The sequence below is a fragment of the Pseudomonas shahriarae genome, from assembly GCF_014268455.2.
GTDB classification, from domain to species: Bacteria; Pseudomonadota; Gammaproteobacteria; order Pseudomonadales; family Pseudomonadaceae; genus Aquipseudomonas; species Aquipseudomonas shahriarae.
Genome location: NZ_CP077085.1, coordinates 5,853,573 through 5,869,472 on the forward strand (window position 1 = coordinate 5,853,573; position 15,900 = coordinate 5,869,472).

The 15,900-nt window shown below is 61.6% G+C and carries 20 protein-coding genes; 13 read left to right on the top strand and 7 right to left on the bottom strand.

Translation table 11 applies throughout. The features are described 5' to 3' along the window. Positions 1–9: 9 nt before the first annotated feature. A complete protein-coding gene (locus HU773_RS26330; RefSeq protein WP_057440370.1) occupies positions 10–1,014 on the top strand; it encodes an aspartate carbamoyltransferase catalytic subunit in 1,005 nt (334 codons plus the stop codon). Next, positions 1,011–2,282 carry a dihydroorotase gene (locus HU773_RS26335; RefSeq protein WP_057440371.1) on the top strand — a complete coding sequence of 424 codons (1,272 nt, stop codon included), beginning with the start codon at positions 1,011–1,013 and terminating at the stop codon, positions 2,280–2,282. Before HU773_RS26330 ends, HU773_RS26335 begins: the two co-directional genes overlap by 4 nt. 162 nt (positions 2,283–2,444) lie before the next feature. Here the strand turns inward: HU773_RS26335 and HU773_RS26340 are convergent, their stop codons facing one another. Continuing rightward, entirely contained in the window at positions 2,445–2,873 is a 429-nt protein-coding gene (locus HU773_RS26340; protein ID WP_057440372.1) for an NINE protein, read from the bottom strand. Positions 2,874–3,122: 249 nt separating this feature from the next. Here HU773_RS26340 and HU773_RS26345 point away from each other — a divergent pair, with 249 nt between their 5' ends. Beyond that, positions 3,123–3,758, top strand: a complete 636-nt coding sequence (locus HU773_RS26345) for a C40 family peptidase (protein WP_057440373.1) — start codon at positions 3,123–3,125, stop codon at positions 3,756–3,758. 118 nt (positions 3,759–3,876) lie between these two features. On the opposite strand, the gene HU773_RS26350 is transcribed toward HU773_RS26345, so the two are convergent. Further along, positions 3,877–4,911 carry a type IV pilus twitching motility protein PilT gene (locus HU773_RS26350; protein WP_170059529.1) on the bottom strand — a complete coding sequence of 345 codons (1,035 nt, stop codon included), beginning with the start codon at positions 4,909–4,911 and terminating at the stop codon, positions 3,877–3,879. Between the two features lie 57 nt (positions 4,912–4,968). Here HU773_RS26350 and HU773_RS26355 point away from each other — a divergent pair, with 57 nt between their 5' ends. The 9 genes from HU773_RS26355 (at position 4,969) to HU773_RS26395 (ending at position 11,619) form a co-directional block, all read left to right on the top strand. Continuing rightward, on the top strand, positions 4,969–5,655 hold the full coding sequence (locus HU773_RS26355) for a YggS family pyridoxal phosphate-dependent enzyme (RefSeq protein ID WP_057960885.1): 687 nt from the start codon (positions 4,969–4,971) through the stop codon (positions 5,653–5,655). 33 nt (positions 5,656–5,688) lie between these two features. Continuing rightward, positions 5,689–6,507 carry a pyrroline-5-carboxylate reductase gene (gene proC, locus HU773_RS26360; protein ID WP_057960886.1) on the top strand — a complete coding sequence of 273 codons (819 nt, stop codon included), beginning with the start codon at positions 5,689–5,691 and terminating at the stop codon, positions 6,505–6,507. A gap of 9 nt (positions 6,508–6,516) precedes the next feature. Then, a complete protein-coding gene (locus tag HU773_RS26365) occupies positions 6,517–7,107 on the top strand; it encodes a YggT family protein (RefSeq protein WP_057440376.1) in 591 nt (196 codons plus the stop codon). 154 nt (positions 7,108–7,261) lie between these two features. Next, complete coding sequence (gene metX, locus HU773_RS26370) at positions 7,262–8,401, top strand: homoserine O-succinyltransferase MetX (RefSeq protein ID WP_057440377.1); 1,140 nt, start codon at positions 7,262–7,264, stop codon at positions 8,399–8,401. Positions 8,402–8,408: 7 nt separating this feature from the next. Then, positions 8,409–9,029: a methionine biosynthesis protein MetW gene (gene metW / locus HU773_RS26375; protein ID WP_029300485.1), complete on the top strand. Its 621-nt coding sequence runs from the start codon at positions 8,409–8,411 to the stop codon at positions 9,027–9,029. Between the two features lie 21 nt (positions 9,030–9,050). Continuing rightward, complete coding sequence (locus tag HU773_RS26380) at positions 9,051–9,485, top strand: DUF4426 domain-containing protein (RefSeq protein WP_029300487.1); 435 nt, start codon at positions 9,051–9,053, stop codon at positions 9,483–9,485. After that, positions 9,482–10,078 (top strand): RdgB/HAM1 family non-canonical purine NTP pyrophosphatase, encoded by a 597-nt coding sequence (gene rdgB / locus HU773_RS26385; protein ID WP_027606096.1) that lies wholly within the window; start codon positions 9,482–9,484, stop codon positions 10,076–10,078. The genes HU773_RS26380 and rdgB overlap by 4 nt, the downstream gene beginning before the upstream one ends. Beyond that, positions 10,075–11,277, top strand: coding sequence for a radical SAM family heme chaperone HemW (gene hemW, locus HU773_RS26390; RefSeq protein WP_225923823.1), 1,203 nt, complete (start codon positions 10,075–10,077; stop codon positions 11,275–11,277). Before rdgB ends, hemW begins: the two co-directional genes overlap by 4 nt. 18 nt (positions 11,278–11,295) lie before the next feature. Continuing rightward, positions 11,296–11,619: a DUF3392 domain-containing protein gene (locus tag HU773_RS26395; RefSeq protein WP_029300493.1), complete on the top strand. Its 324-nt coding sequence runs from the start codon at positions 11,296–11,298 to the stop codon at positions 11,617–11,619. A gap of 138 nt (positions 11,620–11,757) precedes the next feature. On the opposite strand, the gene trmB is transcribed toward HU773_RS26395, so the two are convergent. From trmB to HU773_RS26415, 4 genes are all read right to left on the bottom strand, one after another. Continuing rightward, positions 11,758–12,483 carry a tRNA (guanosine(46)-N7)-methyltransferase TrmB gene (gene trmB, locus HU773_RS26400; RefSeq protein WP_057440379.1) on the bottom strand — a complete coding sequence of 242 codons (726 nt, stop codon included), beginning with the start codon at positions 12,481–12,483 and terminating at the stop codon, positions 11,758–11,760. Between the two features lie 9 nt (positions 12,484–12,492). Next, positions 12,493–13,287, bottom strand: coding sequence for a thiazole synthase (locus HU773_RS26405; RefSeq protein WP_017845016.1), 795 nt, complete (start codon positions 13,285–13,287; stop codon positions 12,493–12,495). 55 nt (positions 13,288–13,342) lie between these two features. Then, positions 13,343–13,543 carry a sulfur carrier protein ThiS gene (thiS, locus tag HU773_RS26410; protein WP_162947777.1) on the bottom strand — a complete coding sequence of 67 codons (201 nt, stop codon included), beginning with the start codon at positions 13,541–13,543 and terminating at the stop codon, positions 13,343–13,345. 71 nt (positions 13,544–13,614) lie between these two features. After that, the gene (locus tag HU773_RS26415; protein WP_057440381.1) at positions 13,615–13,995 is read right to left on the bottom strand and encodes a DUF423 domain-containing protein; all 381 of its coding nucleotides are present in this window, start codon (positions 13,993–13,995) and stop codon (positions 13,615–13,617) included. A 74-nt stretch (positions 13,996–14,069) separates the two neighbouring features. Between HU773_RS26415 and mtgA the strand changes: the two genes are divergently transcribed. Then, complete coding sequence (mtgA, locus tag HU773_RS26420; protein WP_057960890.1) at positions 14,070–14,792, top strand: monofunctional biosynthetic peptidoglycan transglycosylase; 723 nt, start codon at positions 14,070–14,072, stop codon at positions 14,790–14,792. 148 nt (positions 14,793–14,940) lie between these two features. On the opposite strand, the gene rpoH is transcribed toward mtgA, so the two are convergent. Next, positions 14,941–15,795 (bottom strand): RNA polymerase sigma factor RpoH, encoded by an 855-nt coding sequence (rpoH, locus tag HU773_RS26425; RefSeq protein ID WP_003176698.1) that lies wholly within the window; start codon positions 15,793–15,795, stop codon positions 14,941–14,943. Between the last annotated feature and the right edge of the window lie 105 nt (positions 15,796–15,900).

A 15,900-nucleotide genomic window follows, 5' to 3' on the forward strand; every position in this document is an offset into this window, starting at 1 on the left:
GTCCCCGCGATGACGCCTCTAGATGCCAAGCGCCCGCTGCAGCTCAACGCTCAGGGCCAGCTGCAACACTTCCTGTCCCTCGACGGCCTGCCCCGCGAATTGCTCACCGAAATCCTCGACACTGCCGACTCGTTCCTTGAAGTCGGCGGCCGAGCGGTGAAGAAAGTCCCGCTGCTGCGCGGCAAAACCATTTGCAACGTGTTCTTCGAGAACTCGACGCGCACCCGCACCACCTTCGAACTGGCAGCCCAGCGCCTGTCAGCCGACGTGATCACCCTGAACGTCTCCACCTCGTCGGCGAGCAAGGGCGAAACCCTGCTCGACACCCTGCGTAACCTGGAGGCCATGGCGGCCGACATGTTCGTGGTGCGTCATGGCGACTCGGGCGCGGCGCACTTTATCGCCGAGCACGTGTGCCCGCAGGTGGCGATCATCAACGGCGGCGATGGCCGCCACGCCCACCCGACCCAGGGCATGCTCGACATGCTCACCATCCGTCGGCACAAGGGTGGCTTTGAAAACCTCTCGGTGGCCATCGTCGGCGATATCCTGCATTCGCGGGTAGCGCGCTCGAACATGCTGGCCCTGAAAACCCTGGGCTGCCCGGATATCCGCGTGATTGCACCGAAAACCCTGCTGCCGGTAGGCATCGAGCAATACGGGGTGAAGGTCTACACCGACATGGCCACGGGCCTGAAGGATGTGGACGTGGTGATCATGCTGCGCCTGCAACGCGAGCGCATGGCCGGTGGCCTGCTGCCCAGCGAAGGCGAGTTCTACCGCCTGTTCGGCCTGACCACCGCGCGCCTGGCCGGTGCCAAGCCGGATGCCATTGTCATGCACCCCGGCCCGATCAACCGCGGGGTGGAGATTGAGTCGGCGGTGGCCGACGGGCCGCACTCGGTGATTCTCAACCAGGTTACCTACGGCATCGCCGTACGCATGGCCGTGCTGTCCATGGCCATGAGCGGGCAAACCGCCCAACGTCAATTCGAGCAGGAGAACGCCCAGTGAAGCTCAGCATTCTCGGCGCCCGAGTCATCGATCCGGCCAGCGGCCTGGATCAAGTCACTGATCTGCACCTGGAAGCTGGCAAGATCATTGCCATTGGCGCCGCCCCCAGCGGTTTCAGCCCGGTTCAGAGCATCGACGCCAAAGGCCTGGTGGCTGCTCCCGGCCTGGTAGACCTGAACGTCGCCCTGCGCGAGCCGGGCTACAGCCGCAAAGGCAGCATCGCCAGCGAAACCCGCGCCGCCGCTGCCGGCGGTGTCACCAGCCTGTGCTGCCCGCCGCAGACCAAGCCGGTACTGGACACCTCGGCCGTGGCCGAGCTGATCCTCGACCGTGCCCGCGAGGCCGGCAATTGCAAAGTGTTCCCCATCGGCGCCCTGAGCAAAGGCCTGGATGGCGAACAACTGGCTGAGCTGATTGCCCTGCGCGACGCGGGTTGCGTGGCCTTCGGCAATGGCCTGGAAAGCTTCCGCAGCACCCGCACCCTGTGCCGTGCCCTGGAATATGCAGCCACCTTCGACCTGACGGTGATCTTCCACTCCCAGGACCACGACCTGGCTGAAGGCGGCCTGGCCCATGAAGGCCCTACCGCCAGCTTCCTCGGCCTGGCAGGCATCCCGGAAACCGCAGAAACCGTAGCCCTGGCCCGTGACCTGCTGCTGGTGGAACAAAGCGGGGTGCGTGCGCACTTCAGCCAACTGACCAGCGCCCGGGGCGTGGCCCTGATCGCCCAGGCCCAGGCCCGCGGCTTGCCGGTGACCGCCGATGTGGCGTTGTACCAGTTGATTCTGACCGATGAGGCGTTGATCGACTTCTCCAGCCTGTACCACGTGCAACCGCCACTGCGCACCCGCGCCGACCGCGACGGTTTGCGCGCAGCGGTGAAGTCCGGGGTGGTTTCGGCGATCTCCAGCCATCACCAACCCCACGAGCGGGATGCCAAGCTGGCCCCATTTGGCGCGACAGAGCCTGGGATCAGCAGCGTCGAGTTGCTGCTGCCGCTGGCGATGACCCTGGTGGAAGATGGGTTGCTGGACTTGCCAACGCTGCTGGCACGCCTGAGCTCAGGCCCGGCCCAAGCGCTGCGCCTGCCGGCGGGCAAGCTGGCGGTGGGTTCTGCGGCGGACCTGGTGCTGTTTGATCCGGCCAGCTCCACCGTGGCTGGCGAGCAGTGGCTGTCTCGGGGTGAAAACTGCCCATTCATCGGCCATAGCTTGCCGGCGACTGTGCGCTACACCCTGGTGGATGGACGGATCAGCTACCAGGCCTGATCCGCTCTAAAGTGGGCACGGTCAAAAATGTAGGAGCCAGCTTGTGTGGGAGCTGGCTTGCCTGCGATTGCATCACCTCAGTGCCACTGACATACCGAGGTGCCCGCATCGCAGGCAAGCCTGCTCCCACATTTGACCGTGCCCACATGAGCCTAGCCAGGCTTAGCGCCCGCCCAGCCGCTCGGCATTGCGGATCGAAACCTGCGTATTCAGCGTCCAGAAGTCATACAGCACGCCGACCAGGAACAAGCCGCCCGTTACCAGATACAACAGGCCGGTGAGCCATTTGCCCTGATACATGCGGTGCAAGCCAAACACCCCAAGAAACGTCAGAAGAATCCAGGCCACGTTGTACTCGATCGGCCCGGCGGTAAAACGCAGGTCGGCTTCACGGTCCATCGCCGGGATCAGGAACAGGTCGATCAGCCAGCCAATACCCAGCAAACCAAAGGTGAAGAACCAGATCGTCCCGGTCACCGGCTTGCCGTAGTAAAAGCGGTGTGCCCCGGTAAAACCGAAGATCCAGAGCAGGTAACCGATCACCTTGCTATGGGTGTCTTGTTGCGAAACATCCTGTCGATAGGTGTTCATGAATGACCTCTTTAGCCTCGATAGATAAATATTTCTGGTTTCTTTGTGACTTTTTTACAGGCACCCGACGTACGGCAAATGTTATCGTCGCTTCCCTCAAAGCCTTATACCGCCTGACTTGTGTAGGACAATTGCGACAGTTCGTCGCGGTTTTCCTGATTTTGACGTCAAGGTTCAGTCGACAGACGGCCTGAGAAAGACACTAAAAGCTGTTATAAAGTTGCGCGCAAACCAACAAGAGCCTGCCTTATGCGACCATTTTTAAAGACATGGCTAACCATTTGCCTATTGATGCCACTGGCCGCCCACGCCACCAATCGTGAGCAACGACTTCCGAACGTTAATGGTTTTACCCCTAAAGTTCACGCCACTACCACCTCCGCCAAATCGGCAAAGCTCACCGTCAAGCGCCCGACTCAGCTGAGCAAGGCCAACGTTAAAGCAGTTCCGGGCCTGGTAGCGAGCAATAACCAGCAAAGCAGCAAAGTCTTGAGCCGTGCCGTCAACGTGCTCGGTACCCCTTATCGTTGGGGCGGCAGTAGCCCAAGTAAAGGCTTTGATTGCAGCGGCCTGGTGAAATACGCCTTCAATGATGTGGCTGCAGTGGATTTGCCACGCACCTCCAACGCCATGGCCAGCGGCCACGGGCAGAAGGTCGATCGCAAGGATCTGAAGCCCGGCGACCTGTTGTTCTTCAAGCTCAAGAGCCGCCAGGTCAACCATGTTGCCATCTACCTGGGCAACGACCGCTTTATCCACGCACCGCGCCGTGGCAAGTCGGTCAGCATCGACACCCTGAAAAAGCCGTTCTGGAACAAGAACTACGTGATTGCCAAGCGCGTGCTGCCCAAAGAGCAGAACAACCTGCGGATTGTGCAGCGCTAACAGTAAATGCAAATGTGAATGCTGGCTTGTGTGGGAGCTGGCTTGCCTGCGATAGCATCACCTCAGTGTGACTGACACACCGAGTTGCCTGCATCGCAGGCAAGCCAGCTCCCACATCCTATATATCTGCGGGCACCCGCGCCTGCTCCCGGGCCTCTTCAAGCCTGACCAGTCCCTGACTGACCAACCCCTTCAAGCTCATATCCAACGTCTTCATCCCCAGCGCCCCGCCCGTCTGAATCGCCGAATACAACTGCGCCACCTTGTCCTCGCGGATCAGGTTGCGGATCGCCGGTGTGCCGAGCATGATTTCATGGGCCGCCACGCGCCCGCCGCCGACTTTCTTCAGCAACACCTGGGACACCACCGCCTGCAGCGATTCCGAGAGCATCGAGCGGACCATGGCCTTTTCCCCCGCCGGAAACACATCCACCAGCCGATCCACGGTTTTCGCCGCCGAATTGGTGTGCAGGGTGCCAAACACCAAGTGCCCGGTTTCCGCCGCCGTCAGGGCCAGGCGGATGGTTTCCAGGTCGCGCAACTCGCCAACCAGGATCACATCCGGGTCTTCGCGCAACGCCGAACGCAGGGCCGTCGAGAAACTGTGGGTGTCGCGGTGCACCTGGCGTTGGCTGATCAGCGCTTTACGCGGTTCGTGGACAAACTCGATAGGGTCTTCAAGGGTCAGGATGTGCTGCTGACGGGTGCTGTTGAGGTAATCGACCATCGCCGCCAGGGTGGTGGACTTGCCCGAGCCCGTGGCACCAGTCACCAGCACCAGCCCTCTGGGCAATTCGGCGATGCGCCGGAATATGTCCCCCAGCCCCAGGGCTTCCAGGCTCTGGACCCGAGAGGGGATCGCACGGAACACCGCCCCCAGCCCCCGGTGCTGGCAGAACACGTTGGCGCGAAAGCGCGCGACGCCAGGCAAATCGAAGGAAAAATCCGTTTCAAGAGATGTTTCGAAATCCTTTTGCTGGTGTTTATGGAGGATCGGGCTGAGCAAGTCAGCTACTTGCGTAGCACTCAGCACCGGCCAATCCAGTGGCAGTACCTCGCCATCGACGCGCATCCTCGGCGCCAAGCCTGCCGACAGATGCAGGTCGGAGGCGCCCTGGCTGACGCTTGCGGCCAGCAGTTCAGTGATGTCCATAGGGCTATCCATTTCCAGTAGAATGCCGCGGACTCCATATCCGCGGGCGCAACTTTAATGTCGACCATAGCAGACAATATCGGCCTGGTTACCGAGCGGATCCGTGCCGCGGCCCAGGCCGTGCAACGCGATGAAACCAGCGTGCACTTGCTGGCCGTGAGCAAGACCAAACCCGCGCAAGCCGTGCGCGAAGCCTACGCCGCCGGGATGCGCGACTTCGGCGAGAACTACTTGCAGGAAGCCCTGGGCAAACAGGCCGATTTAACCGACCTGCCCTTGAGTTGGCACTTCATCGGCCCCATTCAATCGAACAAGACACGCGCTATCGCCGAGAACTTCGCTTGGGTGCATTCCGTGGACCGCCTGAAAATTGCCCAACGCCTGTCCGAACAACGCCCGGCCGACCTGCCGCCGCTCAATATCTGCATTCAGGTCAATGTCAGTGGCGAAGCCAGCAAGTCCGGCTGTACACCCGCCGACCTGCCAGCGCTGGCCGAGGCGATCCAGGCCCTGCCCCGCTTGAAGCTGCGCGGCCTGATGGCGATCCCCGAGCCCACTGACGACCGTGCACAGCAAGATGCGGCGTTTGCCGCAGTGCGTGACTTGCAAGCGAGCCTGGACCTGGGGCTCGACACACTTTCCATGGGCATGAGCCATGACCTTGAGTCGGCCATTGCCCAAGGGGCCACCTGGGTGCGGATCGGTACCGCGCTGTTTGGTGCCCGCGACTACGGCCAGCCATGAAATGGCTGACTTCCATCTGAGTAAGGACCTGTCATGAGCAGCACGCGTATAGCCTTTATCGGCGCCGGTAACATGGCGGCCAGCCTGATCGGTGGCCTGCGGGCCAAGGGCCTGCAAGCCTCGCAGATTCGCGCCAGCGATCCGGGCGCCGAGACCCGTGCCCGGGTGAGCGCAGAACACGGTATCGAAACCTTCGCCGACAACGCCGAAGCCATCCAGGGCGTCGACGTGATCGTACTGGCGGTCAAGCCACAGGCCATGAAAGCCGTGTGCGAAGCCTTGCGCCCAAACCTGGCGCCGCAGCAACTGGTGGTGTCGATTGCCGCCGGTATCAACTGCGCCAGCATGAACAACTGGCTCGGCGCCCAGCCCATCGTGCGCTGCATGCCCAACACCCCATCGCTGCTGCGCCAGGGTGTCAGCGGCCTGTACGCCACCGCCCAAGTGAGCGCCGCCCAGCGTGAGCAGGCCCAGGAGCTGTTGTCGGCCGTGGGTGTGGCCCTGTGGCTGGAAGAAGAGCAGCAACTGGACGCCGTCACCGCTGTGTCCGGCAGTGGCCCGGCATATTTCTTCCTGCTGGTCGAAGCCATGACCGCCGCCGGCGTGAAGCTGGGCCTGCCACGGGAAATCGCTGAGCAACTGACCCAGCAAACCGCCCTCGGCGCCGCACATATGGTGGTCTCCAGCGATGTGGATGCGGCCGAATTGCGTCGTCGCGTGACCTCGCCCAATGGCACCACACAGGCGGCCATCGAATCATTCCAGGCCGGGGGCTTTGAAGCCCTGGTCGAAAAAGCACTGGGTGCCGCCGCGCACCGCTCGGCTGAACTTGCCGAACAACTGGGTCAATAAGGAGCCAATATGATTGGTTTGAACACCGCTGCCGTCTATGTACTGCAAACCCTCGGCAGCCTTTACCTGCTGATCGTGCTGTTGCGCTTTGTCCTGCAACTGGTACGCGCCAACTTCTACAACCCGCTCTGCCAATTCGCCGTGAAGGCCACCCAGCCGCTGCTCAAGCCGCTGCGCCGGGTAATCCCGAGCCTTTTCGGCCTGGACATGTCGTCGCTGGTGCTGGCGATCCTGGTGCAACTGGCGCTGATGGCCCTGACGCTGCTGCTGACCTACGGCACCATGGGCAACTTCCTGCAACTGCTGGTCTGGGCCCTGATCGGCGTGACCGCGCTGTTCCTGAAGATTTTCTTCTTTGCACTGATCATCAGCGTGATCCTGTCCTGGGTCGCACCGGGCAGCCATAACCCTGGCGCCGAACTGGTCAACCAGATCTGCGAACCGGCCCTGGCGCCATTCCGCAAGATCCTGCCGAACCTCGGCGGCCTGGATATCTCGCCGATCCTCGCGTTCATGGTGCTCAAGCTCCTGGACATGCTGGTGATCAACAACCTGGCGGCAATGACCATGATGCCGGACATCCTGCGCTTGCTGATCTGACGACTGTTTGCGGGCTGCGCAGGACAACATGTGGGGGCAGGCAAGCCCCCACATTTTTGTAACTGTGTCTTGAAGTGAATCCATGCAGGCCTTCGCTTGCCGCTAGGCCCCCCGCTCTTTAGACTTACGCCTCATTTAAACGAGAGCAGGGTCGATGCCAACTGCCTTTCCCCCCGATTCTGTTGGACTGGTCGTGCCCCAAGTGGCGCACTTCAGCGAACCCCTGGCCCTGGCCTGCGGGCGGTCGCTGCCGGCCTATGACCTGATCTATGAAACCTACGGTGCGTTGAACGCCACGGCCAGCAACGCCGTGCTGATCTGTCACGCCCTGTCGGGCCATCATCACGCCGCCGGCTACCACAGCGCCGACGAGCGCAAGCCCGGCTGGTGGGACAGCTGCATCGGCCCTGGCAAACCCATCGACACCAACAAGTTCTTTGTGGTCAGCCTGAACAACCTCGGCGGCTGCAACGGCTCCACCGGCCCCAGCAGCCTCAACCCGGAAACCGGCAAGCCGTTTGGCGCCGACTTCCCGGTACTGACCGTGGAAGACTGGGTGCACAGCCAGGCACGCCTGGCCGACCTGCTGGGCATCCAACAATGGGCAGCGGTGATCGGCGGCAGCCTGGGCGGCATGCAGGCCCTGCAATGGACCATCACCTACCCCGACCGCGTGCGCCATTGCCTGGCCATCGCCTCGGCCCCCAAGTTGTCGGCACAGAACATCGCCTTCAACGAAGTGGCGCGCCAGGCGATCCTCACCGACCCCGAGTTCCACGGCGGTTCATTCCAGGAAGCCGGGGTGATCCCCAAGCGCGGCTTGATGCTGGCGCGGATGGTCGGACATATCACCTACCTGTCGGATGACTCCATGGGCGAAAAATTCGGCCGTGGGCTCAAGAGCGAGAAGCTCAACTACGACTTCCACAGCGTCGAATTCCAGGTCGAAAGCTACCTGCGTTACCAGGGCGAGGAGTTTTCCGGGCGTTTCGACGCCAATACCTACCTGCTGATGACCAAGGCCCTGGACTACTTCGACCCGGCGGCAAACTTTGATGACGACCTGGCGAAGACCTTCGAAGGCGCCACGGCCAAGTTCTGCGTGATGTCGTTCACCACCGACTGGCGCTTCTCGCCGGCCCGTTCGCGGGAGCTGGTGGATGCGCTGATGGCTGCGCGCAAAGACGTCTGCTACCTGGAGATCGACGCACCGCAGGGCCACGATGCCTTCCTGATCCCGATCCCGCGCTATCTGCAGGCCTTCAGCAATTACATGAACCGCATAACTTTGTGAGAACGCCATGAGAGCCGACCTGGAAATTATCCAAGACTGGATCCCCGCCGGCAGCCGCGTGCTCGACCTGGGTTGCGGCGATGGCGAACTGCTGAGCTGGCTGCGCGACAACAAGCAAGTCACCGGCTATGGCCTGGAAAACGACCCGGACAACATCGCCCAGTGCGTGGCCAAGGGCATCAACGTAATCGAGCAGGACCTGGACAAGGGCCTGGGCAACTTTGCCAGCAACAGCTTCGATATCGTGGTGATGACCCAGGCCCTGCAGGCTGTGCATTACCCGGACCGGATCCTTGACGAGATGTTGCGCGTCGGCCGCCAGTGCATCATCACCTTCCCCAACTTCGGCCACTGGCGCTGCCGCTGGTACCTGGCCACCAAGGGCCGGATGCCGGTATCGGACTTCCTGCCGTACACCTGGTACAACACGCCCAATATTCACTTCTGCACCTTCGAGGACTTCGAAGCACTGTGCAGCGGGCGCGAAGCCAAGGTGATCAACCGCCTTGCCGTCGATCAACAGCATCGCCACGGCTGGGCAAGTAAGCTATGGCCTAATCTTTTAGGTGAAATCGGGATTTATCGGGTCAGCAGTCCTGGCCTGACCGATCATCAGATTGCCGTCTAACCATTTTCGAGGAGGACGATCATGAGTCGCCTGGCTATTTTTCTACTCACCGCCTGCCTTGGCGCCAGCGCCATGGCCGCCGGCCCTATCGACAGCAATCGGCAGAAGGCGTTTGGTGATATCACCGTGCACTACAGCACCTTCACCTCCAGCTTCCTGCAACCCGAGACGGCCCAGGCCGTGGGCGTGGTGCGCAGCAAGAACAAGGGCATGATCAATGTCTCGGTGATCAAGGGCGTGGAGCCCGTGGCGGCCCAAGTGACCGGCACGATCAAGGACTTGACCGGCAAGAGTGAAATGCTGACCTTCAAGCAAATCACCGAAAAAGGCGCGATCTACTACCTCGCCCCCTACTCGGTGCCGCAGCAGGAGTTCCGCACCTTTACCATCAATGTTGAAACCGGTGGCAAAGCCCACGGCTTCAGTTTCACCCAAGAACTGTTCCCGGCCGAATAATGAACCTGACACAACTCGTACTGGCCAGCCATAACGCCGGCAAACTCAAGGAACTCCAGGCCATGCTCGGCGAATCGGTGCAACTGCGCTCGATTGGCGAGTTCAGCCAGGTGGAGCCGGAGGAAACCGGCCTGTCGTTCGTCGAGAACGCCATCCTCAAGGCCCGCAATGCCGCGCGCATTTCCGGGCTGCCGGCACTGGCCGACGACTCCGGCCTGGCCGTGGACTTCCTCGGCGGCGCCCCCGGCATCTACTCGGCGCGCTATGCCGACGGCAAAGGCGACGCGGCGAACAACGCCAAGCTGCTGGACGCCCTCAAGGACGTGCCGGACGCGATGCGCGGCGCGCAGTTTGTCTGTGTGCTGGCCCTGGTGCGGCATGCCGACGACCCGCTGCCGATTCTCTGCGAAGGTTTGTGGCACGGGCGCATCCTGCACGCGGCCAGCGGCGAGCACGGGTTTGGCTATGACCCGCTGTTCTGGGTGCCGGAGCGCAATGTGTCCAGCGCCGAACTGAGCCCCGCCGACAAGAACCAGATCAGCCACCGCGCCCGCGCAATGGATTTGCTGCGCCAGCGTCTGGGCTTGAAATGACCCAGAACACCTCCGCGCAGCCCCTGATCCTCGGTGGCGCGCAAACACCTCGGGCGGCCCTGCCAGTGCTGCCGCCCCTGGCGCTGTACATCCACATCCCGTGGTGCGTGCGTAAATGCCCCTATTGCGACTTCAACTCCCACACCGCCAGCAAGGTGCTGCCGGAAGAAGAGTATGTCGACGCGTTGCTGGCGGACCTGGATCAGGACCTGCACGCGGTGTATGGTCGCGAGCTGAGTTCGATCTTCTTTGGCGGCGGCACGCCAAGCCTGTTCAGTGCTGCGGCGCTGGGGCGGTTGCTGGAGGGCGTGGAGCAACGTATCCGGTTTGCCCGCGACATCGAGATCACCCTGGAAGCCAACCCCGGCACCTTCGAGCAAGAGAAGTTCGTCGCCTACCGCAAGCTGGGGATCAATCGCCTGTCGATTGGCATCCAGAGCTTCCAGCAGGACAAGCTCAAGGCCCTGGGCCGCATCCACAATGGCGACGAAGCCGTACGCGCCGCCGGCATGGCACGCCAGGCCGGCTTTGATAACTTCAACCTGGACCTGATGCACGGTTTGCCCGACCAATCCCTGGACGACGCCCTGGGCGACCTGCGCCAGGCGATTGCGCTCAAGCCGACCCACCTGTCGTGGTACCAACTGACCCTGGAACCCAACACTGTGTTCTGGAACCAGCCGCCGACGCTGCCGGAAGACGACACCCTGTGGGATATCCAGGAAGCCGGCCAGGCCCTGCTCGCCGAACACGGCTACGCGCAATATGAAGTCTCGGCCTACGCCCAGCCGGGCCGGCCCGCGCGGCATAACCTCAATTACTGGAGTTTTGGCGACTTTATCGGCATCGGCGCCGGCGCCCACGGCAAGCTCAGCCATCCAGACGGGCGCATCGTGCGCACCTGGAAGACCCGCGCACCGAAGGACTACCTCAACCCGGCAAAAACCTTCCAGGCCGGGTCGAAAGAGCTGACCAATGAAGAATTGCCCTTTGAGTTCCTGATGAACGCCCTGCGCCTGACCGAGGGCGTCGAAGCCAGGCTGTATGCCGAGCGCACCGGCCTGGACTTGGCCAGCCTGGAACAAGCCCGCAGGGATGCCGAACAAAGTGGCTTATTGCAGGTCGAACCGTCACGCCTGGCGGCCACGGACCGTGGGCAACTCTTTCTCAATGACCTGCTGCAGAAGTTTTTGAGCTGATCGCTCTAAGGAAATCGAATGGATCTGGTACTCGACCTGCTCGCCACCGTATCCCGCTGGAGCCGTAGCAACCTGTCGGAAATCTCCCTGGCGCTGGTAGGCTGCCTGTTGGTGCTATTCGGCGCCGATATCAAGGGTTGGGTCGAAGCACGCCTGGGCAACATCGCCGGCGCCTTGCGCGTACCGTTGATGGCCCTGCTGTGCATGATCGGCAGCGGTGCTGCGCTGATCTACGCCACACCCTGGATTGTGCGGGGGTTGAGCCAGTTCAATAACTACAGCCTGGCACCGGTGCTGTTGGTGGTGCTGGTGTTGATTGGCGTGGTTGCCGACCGCCGCTGACTCAAAGCCCACCACAAAACAACTGTGGGAGCTGGCTTGCCTGCGATGCAAGCACCTCGGTGTATCAGTGACACCGAAGTGATGCTATCGCCGGCAAGCCAGCTCCCGCAGTTAATCGCATTTCAGCTTGCTAGCTGATTACGCCAGCTTTTCGAACTTCAAATCCCAAACCCCATGCCCCAATCGCTCGCCACGGCGTTCGAACTTGGTGATCGGACGCTCGGCCGGGCGTGGTACGCACTGACCATCTTCGGCCAGGTTGCGGTAGCCAGGGGCGACGTTCATCACTTCCAGCATGTACTCCGCATACGGTTCCCAATCGGTGGCCATGTGCAGGATGCCGCCGACCTTGAGTTTGCTGCGCACCAGCTCCGCGAAGGACGCCTGGACGATACGGCGCTTGTGGTGACGGCTCTTGTGCCATGGATCCGGGAAAAACAGCATCAGGCGGTCGAGGCTGTTGTCGGCGATGCATCGGTTGAGCACTTCGATCGCGTCGCAGTCATAGACCCGCAGGTTTTTCAGGCCCTGGGTCAGCACGCCGTTGAGCAGTGCGCCCACGCCCGGACGGTGCACTTCCACACCGATAAAGTCTTGCTCGGGCGACGCTGCAGCCATTTCCAGCAGGGAATGGCCCATGCCGAAGCCGATCTCCAGGGAGCGCGGGGCAGAACGGCCAAACACCTGGTCAAAGTCCACCGGCGCGTCAGCCAGGGGCAGGACGAACAGCGGCGCGCCTTGGTCGAGGCCCTTTTGCTGGCCTTCGGTCATGCGCCCGGCACGCATCACAAAACTCTTGATGCGGCGGTGCTTGGACTCGTCGCCTTCTTCCACGGGGTTCGGCGTTTCGTTTGATTCAGTCATCAATGGCTCTTACTTGATCAGACCATCCAGCGGCGAGGAGGCGCTGGCGTAAAGTTTTTTCGGCATACGCCCGGCGAGATACGCCAGGCGGCCGGCGACAATCGCGTGTTTCATGGCTTCGGCCATCATGATCGGCTGTTGTGCGTTGGCGATGGCCGAGTTCATCAGCACCGCTTCGCAGCCCAGCTCCATGGCAATGGTGGCATCGGACGCGGTACCGACGCCGGCATCCACCAGCACCGGGATCTTGGCTTCTTCGAGGATGATCTGCAGGTTGTACGGGTTGCAGATCCCCAGGCCAGTGCCGATCAGGCCGGCCAGTGGCATCACCGCGATGCAGCCGATCTCGGCCAGTTGGCGGGCGATGATCGGGTCATCGCTGGTGTAGACCATCACGTCGAAACCTTCCTTGACCAGGGTTTCGGCGGCCTTGAGGGTTTCGATCACGTTGGGGAACAGGGTTTTCTGGTCCGCCAGCACTTCCAGCTTCACCAGGTTGTGGCCGTCGAGCAGCTCACGGGCCAGGCGGCAGGTGCGCACGGCTTCGATGGCGTCGTAGCAACCGGCAGTGTTCGGCAGGATGGTGTAGCGATCCGGCGGCAGGATATCCAGCAGGTTCGGTTCGCCCGGGTTCTGGCCGATATTGGTGCGGCGCACGGCCACTGTCACGATTTCGGCGCCCGAGGCTTCGATAGCCAGGCGGGTTTCTTCCATGTCGCGGTACTTGCCGGTGCCTACCAGCAAACGCGACTGGTAAGTACGACCGGCCAGGACGAAGGGCTTGTCGCTACGAACGATGCTCATGGGAAATCCTCGAGTTGGGGTGAGGTTCTGCAGAATTCGGGTAGTTGCCCCGGGCCTAGCCGCCGCCGATGGCGTGGACCACTTCGACCTGGTCGCCTTCGGTGAGGGCGGTTTCGGTGTGCTGGCTACGCGGGACGATATCCTGGTTGAGCTCCACTGCGACGCGACGTCCGGTCAGTTCCAGACGGGTCAGCAGGGCCGCGACGGTTTCACCGTCGGGCAGTTCATAGGATTCGCCGTTCAATTGAATGCGCATGCCACGGGCCGCCATCGTTTTTAGGGGCCAGCATTCTAGCCTGATCGTGACCTGAAGGTCAGCTACAAGCGTCAGGCGGTCAGTTGCAGGCGCCAGGCGGCGAGCCCCAGGCACAGCCAGCCAATCAGGAACGCCAGGCCGCCAAACGGCGTGATGATCCCCAGTTTGCCGATGCCGATGGTGGTCAACAGGTACAGGCTGCCGGAGAACAACAGGATACCGATGCTGAACGACACACCGGCCCACAGCACCAGCCGCCCAGGCATATGCGCGGCCAATAAGGCCACGCCAAACAACGCCAGGGCGTGCACCAACTGGTAGGTCACACCGGTGTGGAAAATCGCCAGGTACTCAGCACTCAGGCTCTTTTTCAGGCCATGGGCGGCAAATGCGCCGAGGGCAACACCGGTAAAACCGAAAAAGGCAGCCAGCATCAGAAAGCCACGCAACATGAGGAACTCCAGTCAGACTCATTGGGCAGGGTCTGTATAATGGCCCGCTCAACGGGTTCGGCCAAGCCATCTCTATGCTGCGTGTCCTCTTCAGTCGTTTTCTCAAAGTCGTGAAATGGTTTGTCATCGGCAGTGTTTTGCTGGTGCTGCTGTTTCGTGTCGTCCCGCCGCCGTTCACCGCACTGATGGTCGAGCGCAAGATCGAATCCTGGATCGACAGCGAGCCCATTGACCTGCAACGGACCTGGGTGCCGTGGGATGAGATCTCCGATGACCTGAAAGTCGCGGTGATGGCCGGCGAGGACCAGCGCTTCCCGCAGCATTGGGGCTTTGACTTTGGTGCGATCCAGGCCGCTTTGCTGCATAACGAGCGCGGTGGTTCGATTCGCGGCGCCAGTACACTGAGCCAGCAGGTATCGAAGAACCTGTTCCTGTGGGCCGGCCGCAGTTATTTGCGCAAGGGCCTGGAAGCCTGGTTTACCGGGTTGATCGAGATCCTGTGGCCCAAGCAGCGGATCCTTGAGGTGTACCTCAACAGCGTGGAGTGGGATGAAGGGGTATTTGGCGCAGAGGCGGCGGCGCGGCATCATTTTGGCGTGGGTGCCAAGGGACTTTCGCGGCAGCAGGCCAGCTATCTGGCCGCTGTACTGCCTAATCCACGGGTGTGGAGTGCCAGCCATCCGACGGCGTATGTGGCGCGGCGGGCGGCTTGGATTCGTCAGCAGATGGGGCAGTTGGGTGGTACCGGCTATTTGAATGAGCTGAACAGTACGCGGCAGGCGCCGAGGGCCAACTGACACCACCCAATAGGGCTGGCTGACCCACCGCGATCGCAGGCCAGCCAGCGCCTACACCCTGGACCGCGTAAGGCTTGAGGTTTCTCGGGCACGAACAAAAATGCCCCGATCTTTCGATCGGGGCATTTTTTTGGTCGTTCGCAGCGTGCTAGGCGGCGATCGACAATTTCAGCTTATTCATCGCGCTCTTCTCAAGCTGACGAATACGCTCGGCCGACACGTTGTACTTCTGCGCCAAGTCGTGCAGCGTGGCTTTTTCTTCTGCCAGCCAGCGCTGGTAGAGGATGTCACGGCTGCGGTCGTCCAGCACTTCCAGCGCTTCGTGCAGATTGTGGTTGGAGTTGTCGCTCCAATCGGCATCTTCCAGTTGACGCGCCGGGTCGTACCGGTGGTCTTCCAGGTAGTTGGCCGGCGATTGGAAAGCGCTGTCGTCGTCCGCTTCGGCGGCCGGGTCGAAGGCCATATCATGGCCGGTCAGGCGACTTTCCATCTCGCGCACTTCCCGAGGCTCCACACCGAGGCTTTCCGCCACACGGTGGACTTCCTCGTTGTTCAGCCACGCCAGGCGTTTCTTCTGGCTGCGCAGGTTGAAGAACAGCTTGCGCTGGGCCTTGGTGGTCGCCACTTTCACGATGCGCCAGTTGCGCAGGATGAACTCGTGGATTTCCGCCTTGATCCAGTGCACAGCGAACGACACCAGGCGCACACCCATTTCCGGGTTGAAGCGTTTTACAGCCTTCATCAGGCCGACGTTGCCTTCCTGGATCAGGTCAGCCTGGGCCAGGCCGTAGCCGCTATAGCTACGGGCGATATGTACGACAAAACGCAGGTGGGCGAGCACCATCTGCCGAGCCGCCCCCAAATCCTGCTCATAGTAGAGACTCTCGGCCAGTTCACGCTCCTGCTCAGGCGTCAGCAATGGAATGCTGTTGACCGTGTGCACATAAGCCTCCAGGTTCGCACCCGGGACCAGAGCATAAGCAGGTTGCAAAGAAGTGGTCATACGAAAAAACCTCCGACTCACATAACTCGTGCAGTTCAGCACTGCGAAAATTGACCGGGAACCGTAGGACAAGTTCCCTAAACCACTGATACGGTCAATACAAAC